Here is a 21,037-nt window from a genome sequence, read left to right as displayed (position 1 = left end):
TGCAGCCCCAGATTCTTACGGCTTGTGCGCCCGCGACAGGAACTCGTGGGACTGCATCTCCAGCAACCGGCTCAGGGTCCGCTGGAACTCGAAGCTCAGGCGCCCGCCGGTGTACAGGTCCTTGAGCTCCACCTCGGCCGAGATGATCAGCTTCACGTTACGGTCGTAGAACTCGTCGACCATGTTGATGAAGCGCCGGGCGATGTCGTCGGTGGTCACGCCCATCTGCTCGACGTTGCTCAGCAGCACGGCGTGGAAGATCTTGCCCAGCTCGATGTAGTCGTTCTGGCTGCGCGGCCCATCGCACAGGGCACGGAAGTCGAACCAGGCGACGTCGTCGCAGGTGCGCAGGGCATGAATCTCGCGGTTCTCGATCATCAGCACGTCGTTCTCGACGGCCTGGGTGCACTCTGGGGTCAACGCTTTGAAGCTGGCGCGCAGGCTTTCATGCGCCGCGTCGTCGAGCGGGAAGTGGAACAGCTCGGCCTGTTCCAGGTGGCGCAGGCGATAGTCGACGCCGCTGTCGACGTTCACCACGTCGGTGTACTGCTTGATCATGGCGATGGCCGGCAGGAAGCGCGCACGTTGCAGGCCGTCCTTGTACAGGCCGTCCGGCACGATGTTGGAGGTGGCCACCAGCGACACGCCGTTCTTGAACAGCTCTTCCATCAGGGTGCCGAGGATCATCGCGTCGGTGATGTCGGAGACGAAGAACTCGTCGAAGCAGATCACCTTGGCCTCTTCGCTGAAGCGCTTGGCGATGATGGTCAACGGGTTCTTCTCGCCCTTGAGGGTCTTCATTTCCTCATGGACGCGCTTCATGAAACGGTGGAAGTGCGTGCGCATCTTCTGCTTGAACGGCAGCGCTTCATAGAAGGTGTCGACCAGGTAGGTCTTGCCTCGCCCTACCCCACCCCAGAAGTACAGGCCCTTGACCGGCGTCTGCTCCTTCTTGCCGAACAGCTTGCCGAACATGCCCGGCTTGTTGTTCTGCGCGCGCACCAGGTCGTCGTACAGGCGCTGCAGGTGACGCACCGCAGTTTCCTGCGCCGCGTCATGGAAGAAGTCGGGACGTTTCAGATCTGCTTGATATCGTTCTAGGGGCGTCATGATTTCGTTAGCGAGGCAACAAAAAACGGGCCGTCACTGTAGCGACCGGCCCGCCTGATGGCAATGATACATGCGACCACTTGCCTCATTACCTGCACCTGTAGGAGCGGCCTTGCGCCGCGAAAGGGCTGCGCAGCGGCCCCGGGATCTCCGTTTCATGCAGAACTGCCGGGGCCGCTTCGCGCCCCTTTCGCGGCACAAGGCCGCTCCTACAGGGGAAGCGCTCAGTCCTGCTGTGGCGCCAGGGCCTCGCGCAGGCTTGCGATGGCTGCATCACGGGCCTCGGCGGCCTCGAACTGCGGCCCGTCGGCAACCTGCTCGCCCTCCAGCCACAGGCTGAAGCTCAGGCCCTCGACCCGTACATCGGCCTCGCCACCTTGCTGCAGTTGCTTGCTCACCGCACCTGCGCTCTTGCCATCGGCGAAGCTGCGCGACAGCAGCAGTTGCTCGCCATCGGCGGCCAGCAGGCGGAAACGGAAGCTGCCGTCTTCATCGCGGAAGCTGACAAAGCGGGCGGCCTTGGCGGCCTTCTTCTTCACTTCGGTGCTGGCCTGGACCGCCGTGCGGAACGAACGCAGGCCAACCGCCTCGCGCAGCTGCTCGAGGAACGGCGTGGCGATCTTGCGGGCCTTGGCGGCGCCGGTAAGGAGAATGTCCTCCAGGTCCGACGGGCGCGAGATCAGCTGGTGGTAGTGCTCGCGCTTTTCCGCCAGCTGGCCGTCGAGCAGCTGGAACAGACGCTGCTTGGCCTCGCCCCAGCCCAGGCCCTGCACCAGCTCTTCGCGGAACTCGGCGCACTGTGCTGGCGTGGAGAAGGCCTGGAACAGGGTGAACAGGTGCGAATTGTCCGGGTCCTTGGCCTCGCCCGGCGCCTTGGAGTCGGTGACGATGCGCGAGATGGCGTCCTTCATGTCCTTGGCGCTGGTGAACAGCGGGATGGTGTTGTCGTAGCTCTTGGACATCTTGCGACCGTCCAGGCCCGGCAGGGTGGCGACGCTCTCCTCGATCACCGCCTCCGGCAGGGCGAAGAAGTCGTTGCCCTGGCCGAACAGGTGGTTGAAGCGCTGACCGATGTCGCGGGCCATTTCCACGTGCTGGATCTGGTCGCGGCCGACCGGCACCTTGTTGGCGTTGAACATCAGGATGTCGGCGGCCATCAGCACCGGGTAGCTGAACAGGCCCATGGTCACGCCGGCATCCGGGTCTTCGCCGGCCTCGACGTTCTTGTCCACCGAGGCCTTGTAGGCGTGGGCGCGGTTGAGCAGACCCTTGGCGGCGACGCAGGTCAGCAGCCAGGTCAGCTCGGGGATCTCGGGGATGTCCGACTGACGGTAGAAGGTCACCTTGTCCGGATCCAGGCCACCGGCCAGCCAGGTGGCGGCGATTTCCAGGCGCGAGCGCTGGATGCGCTGCGGGTCGTCGCACTTGATCAGGGCGTGGTAGTCGGCCAGGAAGTAGAACGAGTCGACGCCGGGCTGCTGGCTGGCGAGGATGGCCGGACGGATGGCGCCGGCGTAGTTGCCCAGGTGCGGGGTGCCGGTGGTGGTGATACCGGTGAGGATGCGCGTGGTCATGGGTGTTCGCTTATTCAGGCTTGGCTCAGTTCGAAAGGCGCGGCAGCAGCAGATCCTTCAGATCGGTCAGCTTGCCATGGAAGAAGTGTCCGCATTCTGCCACTTTCAGCAGCTCATGGGGACGCGACAGGTCATTCGACCAGTCGTAGACCAGCTGCGGATCGACCACCTCGTCGGTGTCCGGCTGCACCACCGTGAGGGTGACACGCTCAGGCAACGGGAACTGTTCGCTCAGGCGCATCACCGCCGGGGCGATCATGAACAGCTGCTGCAGGGCCACGCCCCCGGCCTCCAGGCGACCGGCCAGGCTGGCGGCGACGAAACCACCGAAGGAGAAGCCCATCAGCACCAGCGGCAGTTCGGGATGCTGCGCGCGCAGCCAGGCCGCGGCGGCCTCGGCATCGGCCACTTCACCGGCGCCCATGTCGTGGCTGCCGGCGCTCTGGCCAACGCCACGGTAGTTGAAGCGCAGGGTGACGTAACCGGCGTCGCGGGCGGTGCGTTGCAGGGTCGAGACCACCTTGTTGAGCATGGTGCCGCCCTGGACCGGGTTGGGGTGGCAGATCAGCACCGCGCCGCGGGCGTCGGCCACGTCCAGGTACAAGGCTTCCAGCTGGCCACACGGGCCATCGATGAACAAGGGTGTTTCGCGGATAAGCAAGGCACTACTCCGTGACCTCGAGGAGGGTCGACTCGTCTAGCTGAGGAATTCTGTTCTGATTTGCGATCGCTCGCGGTATACAGCGCAGGTCTGAGCCGTTAACGTAAAGCAAAGCCGTTTATAGAGGAAGGACTCGTGGAACACTCGCTCCTTGTTTGGTTGCTGCCGACCCTGGCCCTGGTTGTCGGCGTCGGCGTCGGTTTCGCGCTGGCCCGCCTGCTGCCCAACGCGGCACCGAGCAACACCCAACGCCAGCTGGATGACATCCAGCAGCGCTTCGACAATTACCAGAATGAAGTGGTGACCCACTTCAACAGCACCGCTTCGCTGGTCAAGAAGCTGACCCAGAGCTACCAGGACGTCCAGGATCACCTGGCCGACGGCGCCAACCGCCTGGCCCTGGATGAACTGACCCGCCAGCGCCTGCTGGCCGCGCTGCACTCGGAAGCCGCGCAAGGCCCGCGTGATCGCCTGACGCCGCCGAAGGACACCGCCGAGGTGCCGCGCGACTACGCACCGAAGACCCCGAACTCGCCGGGCATGCTCGACGAGAGCTACGGGCTCAAGCGCTGAGTCGATGACATGAAGAAGGCCTCGAAAGAGGCCTTTTTTGTGGGCAATTGGTCCATTCACCGGCAAAGCCGGCTCTGATACACATTGATATAGCAGGACCCTGTGGGAGCGGGTTTACCCGCGAAGAATCCAACGCGGTGGATGGCACCGACTACGCCGGTGTTCGCGGCGGTGCGGCGGTCCGATAAACCCGCTCCCACAGGTAATCTTGCCAACCTGTCACCGATACCAGGCCGCCCCCTCCTCGCCAATCCCATAGCGCGCCCTCGCCTCCCCCAGCACATCCGCCGGCAATACGCCCTGGCACACCAGCCCGTACAACGCCGCCATCACCACCGCATGCCGATCCACCTCGAAGAACCGACGCAACTGCTGACGCGTGTCACTGCGCCCGAAACCATCGGTGCCCAGGGTGATGTAAGGCGCCTGCACATACTCGGCGATAAGCTGCGGCCAGGCACGCACATAGTCGCTGGCCGCGATCACCGGAGCATCACCGGGCAGGCTATGACGCACGTGACAATCCGCCTGCTCCCCGGCCATCGCCAGGCGTTGCGCATCCCTGGCCCCACGCGCCAGCTCGCTGAAGCTGGTGACGCTGAACACCTCGCTGTCGACCTGCCAGTCGCTGGCCAACAACTCGCCGGCGGCGATCACCTCGCGCAGGATGGTGCCCGAACCCAACAGCCGTACCTGGCCACGGGGCGCTGCCGACGCATGCCGGGCAAACCGGTACATGCCTCGCAACACATCCTCGTGCACGTCCTCGGGCAATGACGGCTGCGGGTAGTTTTCATTCATCACCGCCACGTAGTGGAACTCGTCTTGTTGCTCTACCAGCATGCGCCATGCGGCATGATCAAGGATCACCGCCAGCTCGCCGGCAAAGCACGGGTCCCAGGCCCGGCAGTTGGGCACCATGGAAGCCATGACCAGGCTCGAGCCGTCCTGGTGCTGCAGCCCCTCGCCACCCAGCGTGGTGCGCCCCGCGGTGGCGCCGAGCAACAGGCCGCGGGCGCGCTGGTCGGCGGCGGCCCAGATCAGGTCGCCGACCCGCTGGAAGCCGAACATCGAGTAATAGATGTACACCGGCAGCATCGCCTCGCCATGCACCGCGTAAGCAGTCGCCGCCGCGATCCACGAGGAGATCGCCCCGGCCTCGGTGATGCCCTCCTCCAGCAACTGGCCGTCGCGCGCTTCCTTGTAGACCAGCAGTGAGCCGGCGTCCTCCGGCTCGTAGCGTTGCCCCTGGGGCGAGTAGATGCCGATCTGGCGGAACAGGCTGGCCATGCCGAAGGTCCGCGCCTCATCGGCGACAATCGGCACTACCCTAGGCCCCAGCCCCGGCACCTTGAGCCAGTTGCCGAGCAGGCGCACGGCGGCCATGGTGGTGGACATCTCCTTGCCCTCGGCGCGCAGGGCAAAGCCGGCGAAGCTGTCCAGGTCCGGCACGGGCAGGCCGGCGCAGTCGCTGCGCCGCACCGGCAGCGGCCCGCCCAGGGCCTCGCGGCGCTGGCGCAGGTAGATCATCTCCGGGCTGTCGGCGGCCGGACGATAGAACCGCAGCTGCTCCACTGCCTCATCCGACAGCGGCAGGTGGAAACGGTCGCGGAAGGCCAGCAGTGCCTGCACATCGAGCTTCTTGGCCTGGTGCGCGGTCATCCGCGACTCGCCGGCGCTGCTCATGCCGTAGCCTTTCTTGGTCTTGGCCAGGATCACCGTCGGCCGGCCCTTGCAGGCCTTGGCCGCGGCATAGGCGGCATGCAGCTTGCGAAAATCGTGGCCACCGCGCTTGAGGGCGTTGATCTCGTCGGCGCTCATATGCGCCACCAGGCGCTGCAGCGCCGGGTTCTGCTTGAAGAAGTGCTCGAGGTTGTAGCTGCCGTCCTTGGCGCCGAGGGTCTGGAACTGCCCGTCGGGTGTCGCCGCCAGCTGGCGCAGCAGCGCATGCTCATGATCCCGGGCGAACAGCGCGTCCCACTCCGAGCCCCACAGCACCTTGATCACGTTCCAGCCGGCGCCGCTGAACAGCGCTTCGAGTTCCTGGATGATCTGGCCGTTGCCGCGCACCGGGCCGTCCAGGCGCTGCAGGTTGCAGTTGACGATGAAGGTCAGGTTGTCCAGGCCTTCGCGGGCCGCCAGGGTCAGGCCGGCGATCGATTCCGGCTCGTCCATCTCGCCATCGCCGAACACGCCCCACACATGCCGCGCCGAGGTGTCGAGCAGGCCGCGGTGCTGCAGGTAGCGCATGAACCGCGCCTGGTAGATGGCATTGAGTGGGCCGATGCCCATGGAGCCGGTGGGGAACTGCCAGAAGTCAGGCATCAGCCAGGGATGCGGATAGGAGCACAGGCCATTGCCCGCGACTTCCTGCCGGTAGTTGGCCAGTTGCGCCTCGCTCAGACGCCCTTCAAGGAAGGCGCGGGCATAGATGCCCGGCGCCGAGTGCGGCTGGAAAAACACCAGGTCGCCACTGCGCTGCGCGCCGCCGCCCTCGCCACGGAAGAAATGCTGGAAACCGACCTCGAAGATTTCCGCCGCCGAGGCATAGCTGGCGATATGCCCGCCAAGCTCGCCGTAGGCATGGTTGGCCCGCACCACCATGGCCAGGGCGTTCCAGCGCAGGATGCCGGTGATTCGCTCGTCCAGCTCCAGATCGCCCGGATAGTTGCCCTGCTGCTCCACCGGCAAGGTGTTGCGATAGGCCGAGAAGGCCTGGGCCTCACGTTCCAGGCCCAGTTCCAGGGCATGGGCCTGCAGGCGCTGCAGCAGATAGCGCGCCCGTGCCGGGCCACAGTGTGCCAGGGTCGAGGACAGGGCCTCGCACCACTCGGCGGTTTCCCCGGGGTCACTGTCCAGGGCGGCTTCGAGGGCCGTCAACGGCTCGTTCGGGTTCATCATCGCTACCATCGCGCAGGCCTCGTCCGTGGCGGTTCAGGCGCAGGCCTTCAGGGCCTGGGCAATGTCGGCGAGCAGGTCGTCGATGTCTTCCAGCCCCACCGACAGACGCACCAGGCCTTCCGAGATGCCGTGCTCGGCACGCTCCTGCTGGGTATAGCTCGAATGGGTCATGCTCGCCGGGTGCTGGGCCAGCGACTCGGCATCGCCCAGGCTGACCGCGCGGCTGAACAGCTGCAGGGCGTTCATGAAACGACGACCGGCCTCGATCCCGCCCTTGAGTTCGAAGGCGATCATGCCGCCCGGCAGGCGCATCTGCCGCTGGGCCAACGCGTACTGCGGGAAGGATGGCAGGCCCGGGTAGTGCAGCAGCTCGACCTGTGATTGTCCGGCGAGGAACTCGGCCACCTGCTGGGCATTGGCGCAGTGGCGATCCATGCGCAGGGCCAGGGTCTTGATGCCGCGCATCAGCAGCGCTGCGTCATGGGGCGACAGCACCGCGCCGGTCATGTCCTTGAGCCCTTCCAGGCGGATGCGATCGACCAGCGCCTTGCGCCCGACCACCAGCCCGGCGGTGATGTCGCCATGCCCGGACAGGTACTTGGTGGCCGAATGCACCACCAGGTCCACGCCCAGCTCCAGCGGGCGCTGCAGGTAGGGCGTGCAGTAGGTGTTGTCGACCACGATGCTCAGGTCGTGGCCACGGGCGGCATCGACCACCGCGGTGATATCCACCAGCTGCATGTTGGGGTTGGCCGGCGATTCGAAATAGATCATCCGCGTCTTCGGGGTGATCGCAGCCTGCAGTGCCGGGATGTCGTTGAGGTCGACATGGCGGATCTTCACGCCGAACTCGCCGATGCCGTGGTGCAGGTAGGCGAAGGTGCAGCCGTACAGGGTGCTGCCGACGATCAGCTCGTCACCCGGGCGTAGCAGGGTCCATAGCGTGGCGGTGATGGCCCCCATGCCGGAGGCCAGCGCCAGCCCGGCCTCGCCTCCTTCCAGGGACGCCATGCGCTGCTCGAGCAGGGCCAGGGTCGGATTGGAAATACGGCTATAGAAATGCCCCGGTTCCTCGCCCGCGAAGCAGGCGGCGCCGTACTCGACGGTGGGGAAGGCATAGGTGGCGGTCTGGTACACCGGCGGCACCAGGGCGCCGCCGTGGGACAGCGGGTCGTAGCCATGGTGGATGGCCCGCGTGGAGAATCCGGTGTTCTTGTTGGAGTCGCGCATGGCAACAGCCTCTTGTGGTTTGTTATAAGCTTATGCCACCAAGCTGCCGCGCTTTTTCCAAATTTGCCCACGCAATCGGGCATGTTTTGAAAGAAAAACAACAAAAACAGAACCAGGAGGGCAAGATATGCCTTCAGCTCTCGACCGTACCGACCGCGCCCTGCTCGCCGCCCTGCAGGACAACGCCCGCCTGACCGTTTCCGAACTCGCCGACCAGGTCGCCCTGACCACCTCGCCCTGCTGGCGGCGGGTCAAGTTGCTCGAGGACAACGGCTACATCACCGGCTACCAGGCGATTCTTTCGCCCAAGTCACTGGGCTTCGGAGTGACCGCGTTCGTCAGCATCATGATGGACTCCCACACCAAGGAGATGGCTCTGGCGTTCGAGCAAAGGCTGATGGAGATTCCCGAGATCGTCGCCTGCCACAACATCTCCGGGCGCTATGACTTTTTGCTGGAGATCCTCGCCCGGGACCTGGAGTCGTTTGGCGAGTTCACCCGGGAGGTGCTGCAACGCTTGCCGGGGGTGAAGGAGATCTATTCGAGTTTTTCGTACAAGGCGGTGAAGGAGCGACGGGTGATCCCGGTTTCCGAGAAACACATTTAGAGAGTCGGGGGCGCGCTGCGCCCCGTTCGCGGCACAAGGCCGCTCCTACAGGGTTGTGCGGTCCCCTGTAGGAGCGGCCTTGTGCCGCGAAAGGGCTGCACAGCAGCCCCGGCTCTCCCGAACCAAACAAAAAACCCCGCCGAAGCGGGGTTTCTCAGATCACGCGGTTACTCAGATCGCGCCACGCAGACGCAGCACATCCAGCACCAGCTTCACACCTTCATCGACACTGACCGACTGGGTGTCGATCACCAGGTCCGCATCCAGCGGCACATCGAACGGGAAACTCTCGCCCGGAATGTTGTCGCCACCGGCCGCGTACAGCCCCTGTGGATCACGCTCACGGCACACCAGCGGCGACGCCTGGACGTAGACGGTGACCAGGCGCTCCTTGCCGATCAGCGCCTTGGCCTGCTCGCGGCCTTCGGCATCCGGGGCAACGAACGCAGCCAGGGTCAGCAGGCCGGCTTCGTTGAACTGGCGCGCCACATGGGCGGCGCGGCGCCAGTTCTCGGTGCGCCCGGCGCGATCCTGCGGCAGGCCCTTGTTCAGGTCGTGGCGCAGGTTCTGGCCATCGAGCACATAGACCGCACGGCCCATGTCGAACAGCTTGCGCTCCACCGCGTAGGCCAGGGTGCTCTTGCCGGCGCCGGACAGGCCGCTGAACAGCACGGTGGCCGGCTGCTGGCCGAAGCGCAGGGCGCGCTCTTCGGTCGACACATGGGCCAGCTTGCCGTGCTGACCGGTGCTGCCGTGCGGCAGTACCGGCGGGGCGATGATCATGCCGGCGCCGACGGTGCCGTTGGTCAGGCGGTCGATGACGATGAACGCGCCGGTGGTGCGGTTACTCTCGTAGCCGTCCAGGGCAATGGCGCTGTCCAGCGCGACCTTGACCCGGCCGATCTCGTTGAGCTGCAGCGCGCTGGCGGCGCCCTGCTCCAAGGTGTTCACATCGACCTTGTGGGTGATGCTCGCAATCGAGCCCGGCACGTAGCTGGTGGCGCGCTTGATGTCGTACTTCTTGCCCGGGAGCATTGGCTCCTCGGCCATCCACACCAGCATGGCATCGAACTGGTCGGTGACCGACGGTACGTTGTCGGCATGTACCAGCAGGTCGCCACGGGAGATGTCGATCTCGTCTTCCATCGTCAGGGTCACGGCCTGGCCGGGGCCGGCGTTCTCCAGTTCACCTTCGTAGGTGACGATGGACTTGACCCGGCTGCTCTTGCCCGACGGCAGCACGACGATCTCGTCGCCCTTGTGCACCACGCCACCGGCGATGGTGCCGGCGAAGCCACGGAAGTTCAGGTTCGGACGGTTGACGTACTGCACCGGGAAACGCAGGTCGGTGACGTTGCGGTCGGCGGCGATCTCGACGGTCTCGAGGATCTCCATCAGCGCCGGGCCCGTGTACCACGGCGAACGCTCGCTGCGGTTGACCACGTTGTCGCCCTTGAGCGCCGACATCGGCACGAAGTGCAGGCTGCTCGGCTTGAGGTTGATGCCCTCGGCGAACTTCAGGTAGTCGGCCTTGATCGACTCGAAGACCTGCTCGTCGAAGCCCTTGAGGTCCATCTTGTTGACCGCGACGACGATGTGCTTGATGCCCAGCAACGAGGCGATATAGCTGTGCCGGCGGGTCTGGGTCTGTACGCCGTAGCGGGCATCGACCAGGATGATCGCCAGGTCGCAGGTGGACGCGCCGGTGGCCATGTTGCGGGTGTACTGCTCGTGGCCCGGGGTGTCGGCGATGATGAACTTGCGCTTGGCGGTGGAGAAGTAGCGGTAGGCGACATCGATGGTGATGCCCTGCTCGCGCTCGGCCTGCAGGCCGTCCACCAGCAGCGCCAGGTCGACTTCCTCGCCAGTGGTGCCGGATTTTTTCGAGTCGCGGGTGATGGCCTCGAGGTGGTCCTCGTAGATCATCTTCGAGTCGTGCAGCAGGCGCCCGATCAGGGTGCTCTTGCCGTCGTCCACGTTGCCACAGGTCAGGAAGCGCAGCAGCTCTTTACGCTCGTGCTGGGCCAGGTAGGCGAGGATGTCCTCGCTGATCAAATCGGATTGGTGCGACATGAGGAAACCCTGAAATTAGAAGTAGCCTTGGCGTTTTTTGTCTTCCATGGAACCGGCGCCATCGTGGTCGATGACGCGGCCCTGGCGCTCGGACGTTCGGGTCAGGAGCATTTCCTGGATGATGTCCGTCAGGGTCTCGGCTTCAGACTCGACCGCGCCCGTCAGCGGGTAGCAGCCCAGGGTACGGAAACGCACTTTCTTCTTGACGATGCGCGCCTTCTCCTCGTCGCTCAGGTGCTCGAGGATGCGCTCGTCGTCGATCATGATCAGGGTGCCGTTCTTCTCGATCACTTCGCGCTCGGCGGCGAAGTACAGCGGCACGATCGGGATGCCTTCGAGGTAGATGTACTGCCAGATGTCCAGCTCGGTCCAGTTCGACAGCGGGAACACGCGGATCGACTCGCCCTTGTTGACCTTGCCGTTGTAGATGTTCCACAGCTCCGGGCGCTGGTTCTTCGGGTCCCAGCGGTGCTTGCTGTCACGGAACGAGTAGACGCGCTCCTTGGCCCGCGACTTCTCTTCGTCACGGCGCGCACCGCCGAAGGCGGCGTCGAAGCCATGCTTGTCCAGCGCCTGCTTCAGGCCCTGGGTCTTCATGATGTCGGTGTGCTTGGAGCTGCCATGGGTGAACGGGTTGATGCCCTGCGCCACACCCTCGGGGTTGACGTGGGTGATCAGCTCCAGGCCCATCTCTTCGACCATCTTGTCGCGGAAGCGGTACATCTCCTGGAACTTCCACTGGGTGTCGACGTGCATCACCGGGAACGGCAGCTTGCCCGGGAAGAACGCCTTGCGCGCCAGGTGCAGCATGACCGCGGAATCCTTGCCGATCGAGTACAGCATCACCGGGTTGTCGAACTCGGCGGCCACCTCGCGGATGATGTGGATGCTCTCCGCCTCCAGCTGTTTCAAGTGCGTCAGATTGTCGACCATGGCTACTCACGAAAAACGATCTTATGGACGGCCTGCGGGCCGTGTTCGAGCGAGCCACTTTATCACAGCACCTGATTCTATTTAGGAGGCTGCCTAGATCGAAACAATCTAACGATATGACTGGGGGTTTGGGCCCTGTAGGAGCGGCCTTGTGCCGCGAAAGGGCTGCAAGGCAGCCCCGGCGATTTATGCATCAACGCTGAAATCCTGGGGCTGCTGCGCAGCCCTTTCGCGGCACAAGGCCGCTCCTACAGGAACGACATCTGCATCATCAGATCGGATTCGGGCAATCGATGAACAGGTGCTCGACCGCGAACCGCCGCGCCAGGTAATCGCCCAGCGCCTGCACGCCATAGCGTTCGGTGGCGTGGTGCCCGGCGGCAATGAAGCTCACGCCATTCTCGCGGGCACTGTGGAAGGTCTGCTCCGACGCCTCGCCACTGATGAACAGGTCGACCCCGGCGGCGATGGCGGTGTCGATGTAGCCCTGCCCACCGCCGGTGCACCAGCCGACCCGGCGGATCATCTGCTCACCCTCGACGACCAGCGGCTCTCGCCCCAGCGCCTCGCGCACCCGGCGGGCGAAGTCCCGCGCCGACACCGGTTCCGCCAGCGAACCGACCAGGCCGACCACCTTGGGGTTGTTCGGGTCCAGCGGGCCCTCGACGGTGATGTCCAGCTGGCGCGCCAGCTGCACGTTGTTGCCCACTTCCGGGTGTACGTCCAGCGGCAGGTGGAAGGCCAGCAGGCTGATGTCGTGCTTGAGCAGGGTCTTCAGGCGCCGCTGCTTGATCCCGGTGATGCACGGGTTCTCGCCCTTCCAGAAGTAGCCATGGTGCACCAGCACCAGGTCGGCTTCGGCCTCGACCGCCGCGTCCAGCAGCGCCTGGCTGGCGGTCACGCCGCTGACGATACGGCTGACCTGGGGGCGGCCTTCGACCTGCAGGCCGTTGGGGCAGTAGTCCTGGATCTTCGCGCTGCCCAGGTAGCGCTCGGCTTCCTCGACCAGGGTATTGAGGGCGACGGCCATGAAAAATCTCCTCGAATTCGGCGTTGCACCAGGGCGCAAGGCCCTATAATGGCCGCCATTATGGGCCGTCGCCGGTTTCGGGGGAACCGCTGTCAGGTTCTCCCCTTCGCGGGGCAAGCCCGCTCCCACGCCGTGCGCGAACGGCGTGGGAGCGGGCTTGCCCCGCGATACACCAACCGTCGCCGTCCGGTTTTTTCACGTGTATGATCGCGCGCGCTCGCCCCGGGCCGAACTGACAAGGCCCCCGCCCTACTCCCAGGATTCATTCATGTTCAAGGCTCTGCGTTACTTCGGCTGGCCCCTGCTCACCGGTGTGCTGATCGCCATCCTGATCATCCAGCGTTTCCCGCAATGGGTCGGCCTGCCCAGCCAGGACGTCAACCTGCAGCAGGCCCCGCAAACCACGAAGATCATGCAGGGCCCGGTGTCCTACGCCGATGCCGTGACCCTGGCCGCGCCCGCGGTGGTCAACCTGTACACCACCAAGGTGGTGAACAAGAGCGCCCACCCGCTGTTCGAAGACCCGCAGTTCCGCCGTTTCTTCGGCGACAACCTGCCCAAGCAGCGGCGCTGGGAGTCGAGCCTGGGCTCGGCGGTGATCATGAGCCCAGAAGGCTACCTGCTGACCAACAACCACGTCACCAGCGGCGCCGACCAGATCGTCGTGGCCCTCAAGGACGGCCGCGAGACCCTCGCCCGGGTGATCGGCAGCGACCCGGAAACCGACCTGGCGGTGCTGAAGATCGACCTCAAGAGCCTGCCGGCGATCACCATCGGCCGCTCCGACAACATCCACATCGGTGACGTGACCCTGGCCATCGGTAACCCGTTCGGCGTCGGCCAGACCGTGACCATGGGCATCATCAGCGCCACCGGGCGCAACCAGCTGGGCCTGAACAACTACGAAGACTTCATCCAGACTGATGCTGCGATCAACCCGGGCAACTCCGGCGGCGCGCTGGTGGATGCCAATGGCAACCTGGTGGGCATCAACACGGCTATCTTTTCCAAGTCCGGTGGTTCCCAGGGCATCGGCTTCGCCATTCCGGTCAAGCTGGCACTGGAGGTGATGAAGTCGATCGTCGAGCACGGCCAGGTGATCCGTGGCTGGCTGGGCATCGAGGTGCAGCCGCTGAGCCAGGAACTGGCCGAATCGTTCGGCATGCAGGGCCGCCCAGGGATCGTCGTGGCGGGCATCTTCCGCGATGGCCCGGCGGCGCGCGCGGGGCTGCAACTGGGCGATGTGATCCTGAGCATCAATGGCGAGCCGGCCGGTGACGGGCGCAAATCGATGAACCAAGTGGCGCGGATCAAGCCCAATGAGAAGATCACCATCGAGGTGGTGCGCAATGGGCAGCAGCTGAAGCTGGTGGCCGAGGTGGGGCTGCGGCCGCCGCCAGCGCCGGTGGCCACCAAAGAAGAGAAGTGATATTGCTTGATTGGGGCTGCTTTGCAGCCCTTTCGCGGCACAAGGCCGCTCCTACAAGGATCGCGTTGTTCCTGTAGGAGCGGCCTTGTGCCGCGAAAGGGCCGCAAAGCGGCCCCGACTGCATCAATGCAGGATCTGGCTCAGGAACAACTTGGTCCGATCACTGCGCGGCCGGTCGAAGAAGTCATCCGGCGCGGCCTGCTCGACGATCTCCCCCTTGTCCATGAAGATCACCCGGTTCGCCACGGTGCGGGCAAAGCCCATCTCGTGGGTCACGCAGAGCATGGTCATACCGTCTTCGGCCAGGCTGACCATGGTGTCCAGCACCTCCTTGACCATCTCCGGGTCCAGCGCCGAAGTCGGCTCGTCGAACAGCATGATCTTCGGCTTCATGCACAGCGCCCGGGCAATCGCCACCCGCTGCTGTTGACCACCAGACAACTGCCCCGGGTACTTGTGCGCCTGCTCCGGAATGCGCACGCGCTCGAGGAAATGCATGGCGATTTCCTCGGCCTTGCGCCGCGGCAGCTTGCGCACCCACATCGGCGCCAGGGTGCAGTTCTCCAGGATGGTCAGGTGCGGGAACAGGTTGAAGTGCTGGAACACCATGCCCACCTCGCGGCGGATCGCCTCGATCTGCTTGAGGTCATTGGTCAGTTCCACGCCATCGACGACGATGCGCCCCTGCTGGTGTTCCTCCAGCCGGTTGAGGCAGCGGATGGTGGTCGACTTGCCCGAGCCGGACGGCCCGCACAGGACGATGCGCTCGCCCTGGCGCACGTTCAGGTTGATGTCCTTGAGCACATGGAACTGGCCGTACCACTTGTTCACGCCCTGCATCTGGATGATGCCTTCGGGGCCGGCAGGCTGCTTGATCGCTTCACTCATTTCGAAACTCCTAACGCTTGTGGCCAGTGTCCAGCTTGCGCTCCAGGTGCATGGAGTAGCGGGACATACCGAAACAGAAAATCCAGAACACCAGGGCGGCGAACACGTAGCCCTCGGTGGCCATGCCCAGCCAGGCCGGGTCAGCCGCTGCCTGCTTGACGCTGTTGAGCAGGTCGAACAGGCCGATGATGATCACAAGGCTCGTGTCCTTGAACAGGGCGATGAAGGTGTTGACGATGCCGGGGATCACCAGCTTGAGCGCCTGGGGCAGGATCACCAGGCCCATCGCCCGCCAGTAGCCCAGGCCCATGGCCGCGGCGGCTTCGTACTGGCCCTTGGGGATGGCCTGCAGGCCGCCACGCACCACCTCGGCGATGTACGCCGACTGGAACAGGATCACGCCGATCATCGCCCGCAGCAGCTTGTCGAAGCTCATGCCCTCGGGCAGGAACAGCGGCAGCATCACCGACGACATGAACAGCACGGTGATCAGCGGCACGCCGCGCCAGAACTCGATGAAAGTCACGCAGACCACCTTCACCGCCGGCATGTTCGAGCGACGTCCCAGCGCCAGCAGGATGCCCAGCGGCAAGGCGCCGACGATACCGACCGTGGCGATCACCAGGGTCAGCATCAGGCCGCCCCACTGGCTGGTGGGCACCGTGTCCAGGCCCAGCGCGCCGCCGTGCAGCAGGATGTAGGCGAGGATCGGGTACAGCACCAGGAAGCCCAGGCCGTACACCGCCTTGCGCGGGAAGCGCTTGATGAACAGCGGTGCGGCACCGAGCACGGCGAGCCACACGGTCAGGTCGACGCGCCAGCGCAGTTCCGCCGGGTAGTAGCCGTACATGAACTGGCCGAAGCGCTGCTGAATGAACACCCAGCAGGCGCCCTCCTTGGTGCAGTCGGCGCGGGTGGTGCCGACCCAGTTGGCGTCGATGAACGCCCACTGCACCAGCGGTGGCACGATCAGCCAGACCAGGTACAGGGCGAACAATGTCAGCAGGGTGTTGAGCCAGCTGGAGAACAGGTTGGACCGCATCCAGGCGAGCACGCCAACGGTCTTCACCGGGGGCGGCATGTCGGGTTTGAAAACATGGGCTGTCACGGAAGTACCCTCACCGCTCGATCAGCGCAATGCGCTTGTTGTACCAGTTCATCAGCAGCGAAATGCTGATGCTGATGGCGAGATAGACGCTCATGGTGATGGCGATCACCTCGATGGCCTGGCCGGTCTGGTTGAGCACGGTACCGGCGAACAGCGAGACCATCTCCGGGTAGCCGATACCGGCGGCCAGCGACGAGTTCTTCGCCAGGTTCAGGTACTGGCTGGTCAGCGGCGGAATGATCACCCGCAAGGCCTGGGGAATGATCACCTTGCGCAGCGTCGGGCCTTCGCGCAGGCCCAGCGAGCGGGCCGCCTCGGTCTGGCCATGGCTGACCGAACGGATGCCGGAACGCACGATCTCGGCGATGAACGCCGCGGTGTAGATGGTCAGCGCCAGGGTCAGCGCCAGCAGCTCGGGGATCAGCACCCAGCCACCAACGAAGTTGAAGCCCTTGAGCTGCGGCACCTCCCAGTGCACCGGGCTGCCGAACAGCAGCGCGCAGACGCCGGGGATGCCGATGAACAGCAGCAGGCCGACCCAGAACTTGTGGAACGGCTCGCCGGTTTCGTTGAAACGCTTGTTGGCGAAACGCACCATCACCACGATGGCAACGATCGCCAGCGTCAGCGCGATGACGAACGGCCAGAAGCCCTCGGCCATCGAGGCGCCGGGCATGTTCAGGCCGCGATTGCTGATGAAGAAGGTGTCGTCGATGTTGATGCTGCCCCGTGGCCCCGGCAGGGTCAGGAACACGGCGAAGTACCAGAACAGGATCTGCAGCAGCGGCGGAATGTTGCGGAAGGTCTCCACATACACCGTCGCCAGCTTGTTGATCATCCAGTTCGGCGACAGCCGCGCCACGCCGATGATGAAGCCCAGCAACGTCGCCAGGATGATGCCGATGAAGGTTACCAGCAGGGTGTTGAGCAGACCGATGACGAACACCCGGGCGTAGCTGTCCGATTCCACGTAGGGGATCAGGTGCTGGGCGATGCCGAAGCCGGCGCTGCGCTCGAGGAAATCGAAGCCCGAGGTGATGCCCCGGTGCTGCAGGTTGGTCTGGGTGTTGTGGAACAGGTACCAGCCCAGGCCCACCACGAAGACCACCGTGAGGATCTGGAACAGCCACGCGCGCACACGTGGATCACTAAGGGAAAACCCTTTCCGTGCGCCGATTTGATTTTGCATGAAGTGCCCCGAAAAGAAGGGATTCGAACGACCCGCGGCGGCAGGATGCCGCCGCGGGGTGCAACCATCAGCGCACCGGTGGCGCGTACTGGATGCCGCCGTTGTTCCACAGGGCGTTCATGCCACGGTCGATCTTCAGGTCGGTGCTCTGGCCCAGGTTCTTCTCGAACACTTCGCCATAGTTGCCGACTTGCTTGACGATCTGCACTACCCAGTCCTTGGGCAGCTTGAGGTCCTTGCCGTACTCGCCATCGGCGCCCAGCAGGCGGGCGACGTCAGGGTTCTTGGTGGACTTGGCCTCGGCCTCGACGTTCTTCGAGGTGACGCCGGCCTCTTCAGCATTGAGCATGGCGAACAGGGTCCACTTGACGATGCTGAACCACTCCTCGTCGCCCTTGCGCACCACCGGGCCCAGCGGCTCCTTGGAGATGGTTTCCGGCAGCACCACGTACTCGGTCGGCGCGGCCAGCTTGGAACGCTGGGCGAACAGCTGCGACTTGTCCGAGGTCAGCACGTCGCAACGGCCGGACTCCAGCGACTTGGCGCTTTCGTCGGAGGTGTCGAAGGTGATCGGGGTGTACTTCAGGCCATTGGCGCGGAAGTAGTCGGAGACGTTCAGCTCGGTGGTGGTGCCGGCCTGGATGCAGATGGTCGCGCCGTCGAGTTCCTTGGCGCTGGAGACGCCGAGTTTCTTGTTGGCGAGGAAGCCGACGCCGTCGTAGTAGGTGACGCCAGCGAACACCAGGCCCATGCCGGCATCGCGCGAGCTGGTCCAGGTGGTGTTGCGCGACAGCACGTCGACTTCGCCGGACTGCAGCGCGGTGAAGCGCTCCTTGGCGTTGAGCTGGCTGAACTTGACCTTGGTCGCGTCGCCGAACACGGCGGCGGCCACGGCGCGGCACACATCGGCGTCGATGCCGACGATCTTGCCTTGCGCGTCCGGTACGGAGAAACCTGGAAGACCATCGCTCACGCCACACTGGACGAAGCCCTTCTTCTTCACCGCATCGAGGGTGGCGCCGGCCTGGGCGAAGCTGGTGGCGCCCAGCGCGGCGGCGGCGGTCAGGACTGCCAGGGTGGTTTTCAACATCTTCATCAACAACCTCCAAATCGCTCTTGTTGTATGAGCCGGAATTGCACCGCACCCTTATGAGGCGCATCCGACCCCTTGTTGGCTTGTTTTTGGGTCAATTGGCGCAATGGGCTGTTCTATGACAGCCTTCGATCCACACGAGGGGTGTTACCGCGACCGGTCCACCTCTTCGCATGGCAAGGACATAGCAAAGGGCGTACCACAGTCGAAGGCTTAAGCGATTAAGCGGTAGTCAAGTAGTAAAAGTTGTAGAGTTGCGACATCTTTTTCTGGCATTAACCTCCAATGCCTTCTTTTTACGCACTACATAAGTACGCAAGCACTCTTTCGGAGCAGTCATGACCAACCCGCTGATCCTCGAACCCCAGAAAACCGCCGACGCCTGTGTGATCTGGTTGCACGGCCTGGGGGCCGACCGTTACGACTTCCTACCTGTGGCGGAATTTCTCCAGGAACGCCTGCTGAGCACCCGCTTCATCATGCCCCAGGCCCCCACCCGCCCGGTGACCATCAACGGTGGCTACCAGATGCCCAGCTGGTACGACATCAAGGCCATGACCCCGGCGCGGGCCATCGACGAAACGCAGCTGGAGGAATCGGCCGATCAGGTCATTGCCCTGATCAAGGCGGAACAGGCCAAGGGCATCAACCTGTCGCGCATCTTCCTCGCCGGTTTCTCCCAGGGCGGCGCCGTGGTGCTGCACACCGCCTATATAAAGTGGCAGGAGGCCCTGGGCGGGGTGATCGCCCTGTCCACCTACGCACCGACCTTCACCGACAGCCAGCAGTTGAGCGCCTGCCAGCAGCGCACCCCGGCGCTGTGCCTGCACGGCGTGCATGACTCGGTGGTGATCCCGTCGATGGGCCGCACGGCGTTCGAATACCTCGATACCTGGGGTGTGGCTGCCCAGTGGCACGAGTACCCCATGGAACACGAAGTGGCGGTGGCCGAGCTGTCCGACATCCACGACTGGCTGAGCCACCAGCTGAAGTGATCCTGTAGCCCAGGATGCATTGCACTACGCCGCGCCCGATTCTTGCATTACACTGCCCGGCGTACATTCCTTAACCAGTTGACGAGACGACCGTGCTCAAGGCACTCAAGAAAATATTCGCCAAGGGAGACGCCGCGCCACAGGCCGCCGAGCCCGTCGCCGTGACCCCGCCCGCGCCGGCCGCGCAACCGGCCGTCGAAAAGGCACCAGCGCGCCAGCACGCCAAGCCCAGGGCCGCGGCAAAACCGCAGGCCGAACCCCAGCCCGCCGACCAGCCACGCGCCGAGCAGCCCGCCCGGGACAAGCCGCGCCGCGAACGCAAGCCCAAGCCCCAGGCCAGCCTGTGGAAGCCCGAGGACTTCGTGGTCGAGCCGCAGGAAGGCAAGACCCGCTTCCACGACTTCAAGCTCTCCAACGAGCTGATGCACGCCATCCACGACCTCGGTTTCCCCTACTGCACGCCGATCCAGGCCCAGGTCCTGGGCCACACCCTGCGTGGCCAGGACGCCATCGGCCGGGCCCAGACCGGCACCGGCAAGACCGCCGCGTTCCTGGTCTCGATCATCTCGCAGCTGCAGCAAGTGCCACCGCCCAAGGAGCGCTACATGGGCGAGCCGCGGGCACTGATCATCGCCCCGACCCGCGAGCTGGTGGTGCAGATCGCCAAGGATGCCCAGGCGCTAACCAAGTACAGCGGCCTGAACGTGATGAGCTTCGTCGGCGGCATGGACTTCGACAAGCAGCTGAAATCGCTGGAGGCCCGCCACTGCGACATCCTGGTGGCCACCCCCGGCCGCCTGCTGGACTTCAACCAGCGCGGCGAGGTGCACCTGGACATGGTCGAGGTGCTGGTGCTGGACGAGGCCGACCGCATGCTCGACATGGGCTTCATCCCCCAGGTCCGCCAGATCATCCGCCAGACCCCGCCCAAGAGCGAGCGCCAGACCCTGCTGTTCTCGGCCACCTTCACCGACGATGTGATGAACCTGGCCAAGCAGTGGACCACCGATCCGGCCATCGTCGAGATCGAGCCGGAGAACGTGGCCAGCGAGACCGTCGAGCAGCACGTCTACGCCGTGGCCGGCAGCGACAAGTACAAGCTGCTGTACAACCTGGTCACGCAGAACAAGTGGGAACGGGTGATGGTGTTCGCCAACCGCAAGGACGAGGTGCGGCGCATCGAGGAGAAACTGGTGCGCGACGGCATCAACGCCGCCCAGCTGTCGGGCGACGTGCCACAGCACAAGCGCATCCGCACCCTGGAGAATTTCCGCGAAGGACGCATCAGCGTGCTGGTGGCCACCGATGTGGCCGGCCGCGGCATCCACATCGACGGCATCAGCCATGTGATCAACTTCACCCTGCCGGAAGATCCGGACGACTACGTGCACCGTATCGGCCGTACCGGCCGTGCGGGCAGCAGCGGTGTGTCGATCAGCTTTGCCGGCGAGGACGATTCGTACCAGCTGCCGGCGATCGAGGAGCTGCTGGGGCGCAAGATCAAGTGCGAGATGCCGCCGGACGAGCTGTTGAAGCCGGTGCCGCGCAAGCATCATTGATCTTCAAGGCCGCTCACCTCCCTGTAGGAGCGGCCTTGTGCCGCGAAAGGGCCGCGCAGCGGCCCCAGCAATATCTGCATCAAT

General features: G+C 64.6%; 17 protein-coding genes. 5 read left to right on the top strand and 12 right to left on the bottom strand.

What is annotated here, in order from left to right:
* Positions 1-15 precede the first annotated feature (15 nt).
* From zapE to PRtIB026_RS08015, 3 genes are all read right to left on the bottom strand, one after another.
* Positions 16-1,110 (bottom strand): cell division protein ZapE, encoded by a 1,095-nt coding sequence (zapE, locus tag PRtIB026_RS08025; RefSeq protein ID WP_203647919.1) that lies wholly within the window; start codon positions 1,108-1,110, stop codon positions 16-18.
* Between the two features lie 224 nt (positions 1,111-1,334).
* Positions 1,335-2,684: a tryptophan--tRNA ligase gene (locus PRtIB026_RS08020; RefSeq protein WP_203647920.1), complete on the bottom strand. Its 1,350-nt coding sequence runs from the start codon at positions 2,682-2,684 to the stop codon at positions 1,335-1,337.
* A gap of 25 nt (positions 2,685-2,709) precedes the next feature.
* Positions 2,710-3,345, bottom strand: coding sequence for an alpha/beta hydrolase (locus tag PRtIB026_RS08015; protein ID WP_203647921.1), 636 nt, complete (start codon positions 3,343-3,345; stop codon positions 2,710-2,712).
* Positions 3,346-3,480: 135 nt separating this feature from the next.
* On the opposite strand from PRtIB026_RS08015, the gene PRtIB026_RS08010 reads away from it, so the two are divergent.
* Positions 3,481-3,918, top strand: coding sequence for a YhcB family protein (locus tag PRtIB026_RS08010; RefSeq protein ID WP_203647922.1), 438 nt, complete (start codon positions 3,481-3,483; stop codon positions 3,916-3,918).
* A 219-nt stretch (positions 3,919-4,137) separates the two neighbouring features.
* Here PRtIB026_RS08010 and mdeB read toward each other — a convergent pair whose 3' ends face one another.
* Positions 4,138-6,828, bottom strand: coding sequence for an alpha-ketoglutarate dehydrogenase (gene mdeB / locus PRtIB026_RS08005; protein WP_203647923.1), 2,691 nt, complete (start codon positions 6,826-6,828; stop codon positions 4,138-4,140).
* Positions 6,829-6,852: 24 nt separating this feature from the next.
* On the bottom strand, positions 6,853-8,049 hold the full coding sequence (locus tag PRtIB026_RS08000; RefSeq protein ID WP_203647924.1) for a methionine gamma-lyase: 1,197 nt from the start codon (positions 8,047-8,049) through the stop codon (positions 6,853-6,855).
* 127 nt (positions 8,050-8,176) lie between these two features.
* Here PRtIB026_RS08000 and PRtIB026_RS07995 point away from each other — a divergent pair, with 127 nt between their 5' ends.
* Positions 8,177-8,656 carry an Lrp/AsnC family transcriptional regulator gene (locus PRtIB026_RS07995; RefSeq protein WP_028689769.1) on the top strand — a complete coding sequence of 160 codons (480 nt, stop codon included), beginning with the start codon at positions 8,177-8,179 and terminating at the stop codon, positions 8,654-8,656.
* A 171-nt stretch (positions 8,657-8,827) separates the two neighbouring features.
* Here the strand turns inward: PRtIB026_RS07995 and cysN are convergent, their stop codons facing one another.
* The 3 genes from cysN to PRtIB026_RS07980 all read right to left on the bottom strand — a co-directional run bounded on the left by cysN (position 8,828) and on the right by PRtIB026_RS07980 (position 12,692).
* Positions 8,828-10,729 carry a sulfate adenylyltransferase subunit CysN gene (gene cysN / locus PRtIB026_RS07990; protein ID WP_203647925.1) on the bottom strand — a complete coding sequence of 634 codons (1,902 nt, stop codon included), beginning with the start codon at positions 10,727-10,729 and terminating at the stop codon, positions 8,828-8,830.
* A gap of 15 nt (positions 10,730-10,744) precedes the next feature.
* Positions 10,745-11,662 (bottom strand): sulfate adenylyltransferase subunit CysD, encoded by a 918-nt coding sequence (gene cysD, locus PRtIB026_RS07985; RefSeq protein ID WP_011535568.1) that lies wholly within the window; start codon positions 11,660-11,662, stop codon positions 10,745-10,747.
* A 271-nt stretch (positions 11,663-11,933) separates the two neighbouring features.
* Positions 11,934-12,692: a Nif3-like dinuclear metal center hexameric protein gene (locus PRtIB026_RS07980; RefSeq protein WP_028689771.1), complete on the bottom strand. Its 759-nt coding sequence runs from the start codon at positions 12,690-12,692 to the stop codon at positions 11,934-11,936.
* A gap of 268 nt (positions 12,693-12,960) precedes the next feature.
* Between PRtIB026_RS07980 and algW the strand changes: the two genes are divergently transcribed.
* Positions 12,961-14,121, top strand: coding sequence for a Do family serine endopeptidase AlgW (gene algW, locus PRtIB026_RS07975; RefSeq protein ID WP_198745891.1), 1,161 nt, complete (start codon positions 12,961-12,963; stop codon positions 14,119-14,121).
* Positions 14,122-14,244: 123 nt separating this feature from the next.
* On the opposite strand, the gene PRtIB026_RS07970 is transcribed toward algW, so the two are convergent.
* The 4 genes from PRtIB026_RS07970 to PRtIB026_RS07955 form a co-directional block, all read right to left on the bottom strand.
* Entirely contained in the window at positions 14,245-15,009 is a 765-nt protein-coding gene (locus PRtIB026_RS07970; RefSeq protein WP_050703824.1) for an amino acid ABC transporter ATP-binding protein, read from the bottom strand.
* Positions 15,010-15,019: 10 nt separating this feature from the next.
* Complete coding sequence (locus tag PRtIB026_RS07965) at positions 15,020-16,117, bottom strand: amino acid ABC transporter permease (protein ID WP_062575088.1); 1,098 nt, start codon at positions 16,115-16,117, stop codon at positions 15,020-15,022.
* A 10-nt stretch (positions 16,118-16,127) separates the two neighbouring features.
* Complete coding sequence (locus PRtIB026_RS07960; protein ID WP_203647926.1) at positions 16,128-17,306, bottom strand: amino acid ABC transporter permease; 1,179 nt, start codon at positions 17,304-17,306, stop codon at positions 16,128-16,130.
* Positions 17,307-17,373: 67 nt separating this feature from the next.
* A complete protein-coding gene (locus PRtIB026_RS07955; protein ID WP_023629381.1) occupies positions 17,374-18,402 on the bottom strand; it encodes an amino acid ABC transporter substrate-binding protein in 1,029 nt (342 codons plus the stop codon).
* A gap of 335 nt (positions 18,403-18,737) precedes the next feature.
* Here PRtIB026_RS07955 and PRtIB026_RS07950 point away from each other — a divergent pair, with 335 nt between their 5' ends.
* Complete coding sequence (locus PRtIB026_RS07950) at positions 18,738-19,394, top strand: alpha/beta hydrolase (RefSeq protein ID WP_203647927.1); 657 nt, start codon at positions 18,738-18,740, stop codon at positions 19,392-19,394.
* 92 nt (positions 19,395-19,486) lie between these two features.
* A complete protein-coding gene (gene rhlB, locus PRtIB026_RS07945; RefSeq protein ID WP_203647928.1) occupies positions 19,487-20,953 on the top strand; it encodes an ATP-dependent RNA helicase RhlB in 1,467 nt (488 codons plus the stop codon).
* The last annotated feature ends 84 nt before the right edge of the window (positions 20,954-21,037 follow it).

This window comes from Pseudomonas sp. RtIB026, assembly GCF_016861355.2.
In the GTDB taxonomy this organism is placed as follows: Bacteria; Pseudomonadota; Gammaproteobacteria; order Pseudomonadales; family Pseudomonadaceae; genus Aquipseudomonas; species Aquipseudomonas peradeniyensis.
Note: the sequence above shows the minus strand (reverse complement) of the source record. Positions and strands in the feature narration are given on the sequence as shown.

Excerpts from the sequence above, each read along its gene's own strand:
- zapE (WP_203647919.1), bottom strand. The coding sequence starts at position 1,110 with ATGACGCCCCTAGAACGATATCAAGCAGATCTGAAACGTCCCGACTTC.
- PRtIB026_RS08020 (WP_203647920.1), bottom strand. The coding sequence starts at position 2,684 with ATGACCACGCGCATCCTCACCGGTATCACCACCACCGGCACCCCGCAC.
- mdeB (WP_203647923.1), bottom strand. The coding sequence starts at position 6,828 with ATGGTAGCGATGATGAACCCGAACGAGCCGTTGACGGCCCTCGAAGCC.
- PRtIB026_RS08000 (WP_203647924.1), bottom strand. The coding sequence starts at position 8,049 with ATGCGCGACTCCAACAAGAACACCGGATTCTCCACGCGGGCCATCCAC.
- PRtIB026_RS07995 (WP_028689769.1), top strand. The coding sequence starts at position 8,177 with ATGCCTTCAGCTCTCGACCGTACCGACCGCGCCCTGCTCGCCGCCCTG.
- cysN (WP_203647925.1), bottom strand. The coding sequence starts at position 10,729 with ATGTCGCACCAATCCGATTTGATCAGCGAGGACATCCTCGCCTACCTG.
- cysD (WP_011535568.1), bottom strand. The coding sequence starts at position 11,662 with ATGGTCGACAATCTGACGCACTTGAAACAGCTGGAGGCGGAGAGCATC.
- PRtIB026_RS07980 (WP_028689771.1), bottom strand. The coding sequence starts at position 12,692 with ATGGCCGTCGCCCTCAATACCCTGGTCGAGGAAGCCGAGCGCTACCTG.
- algW (WP_198745891.1), top strand. The coding sequence starts at position 12,961 with ATGTTCAAGGCTCTGCGTTACTTCGGCTGGCCCCTGCTCACCGGTGTG.
- PRtIB026_RS07970 (WP_050703824.1), bottom strand. The coding sequence starts at position 15,009 with ATGAGTGAAGCGATCAAGCAGCCTGCCGGCCCCGAAGGCATCATCCAG.
- PRtIB026_RS07960 (WP_203647926.1), bottom strand. The coding sequence starts at position 17,306 with ATGCAAAATCAAATCGGCGCACGGAAAGGGTTTTCCCTTAGTGATCCA.
- PRtIB026_RS07955 (WP_023629381.1), bottom strand. The coding sequence starts at position 18,402 with ATGAAGATGTTGAAAACCACCCTGGCAGTCCTGACCGCCGCCGCCGCG.
- PRtIB026_RS07950 (WP_203647927.1), top strand. The coding sequence starts at position 18,738 with ATGACCAACCCGCTGATCCTCGAACCCCAGAAAACCGCCGACGCCTGT.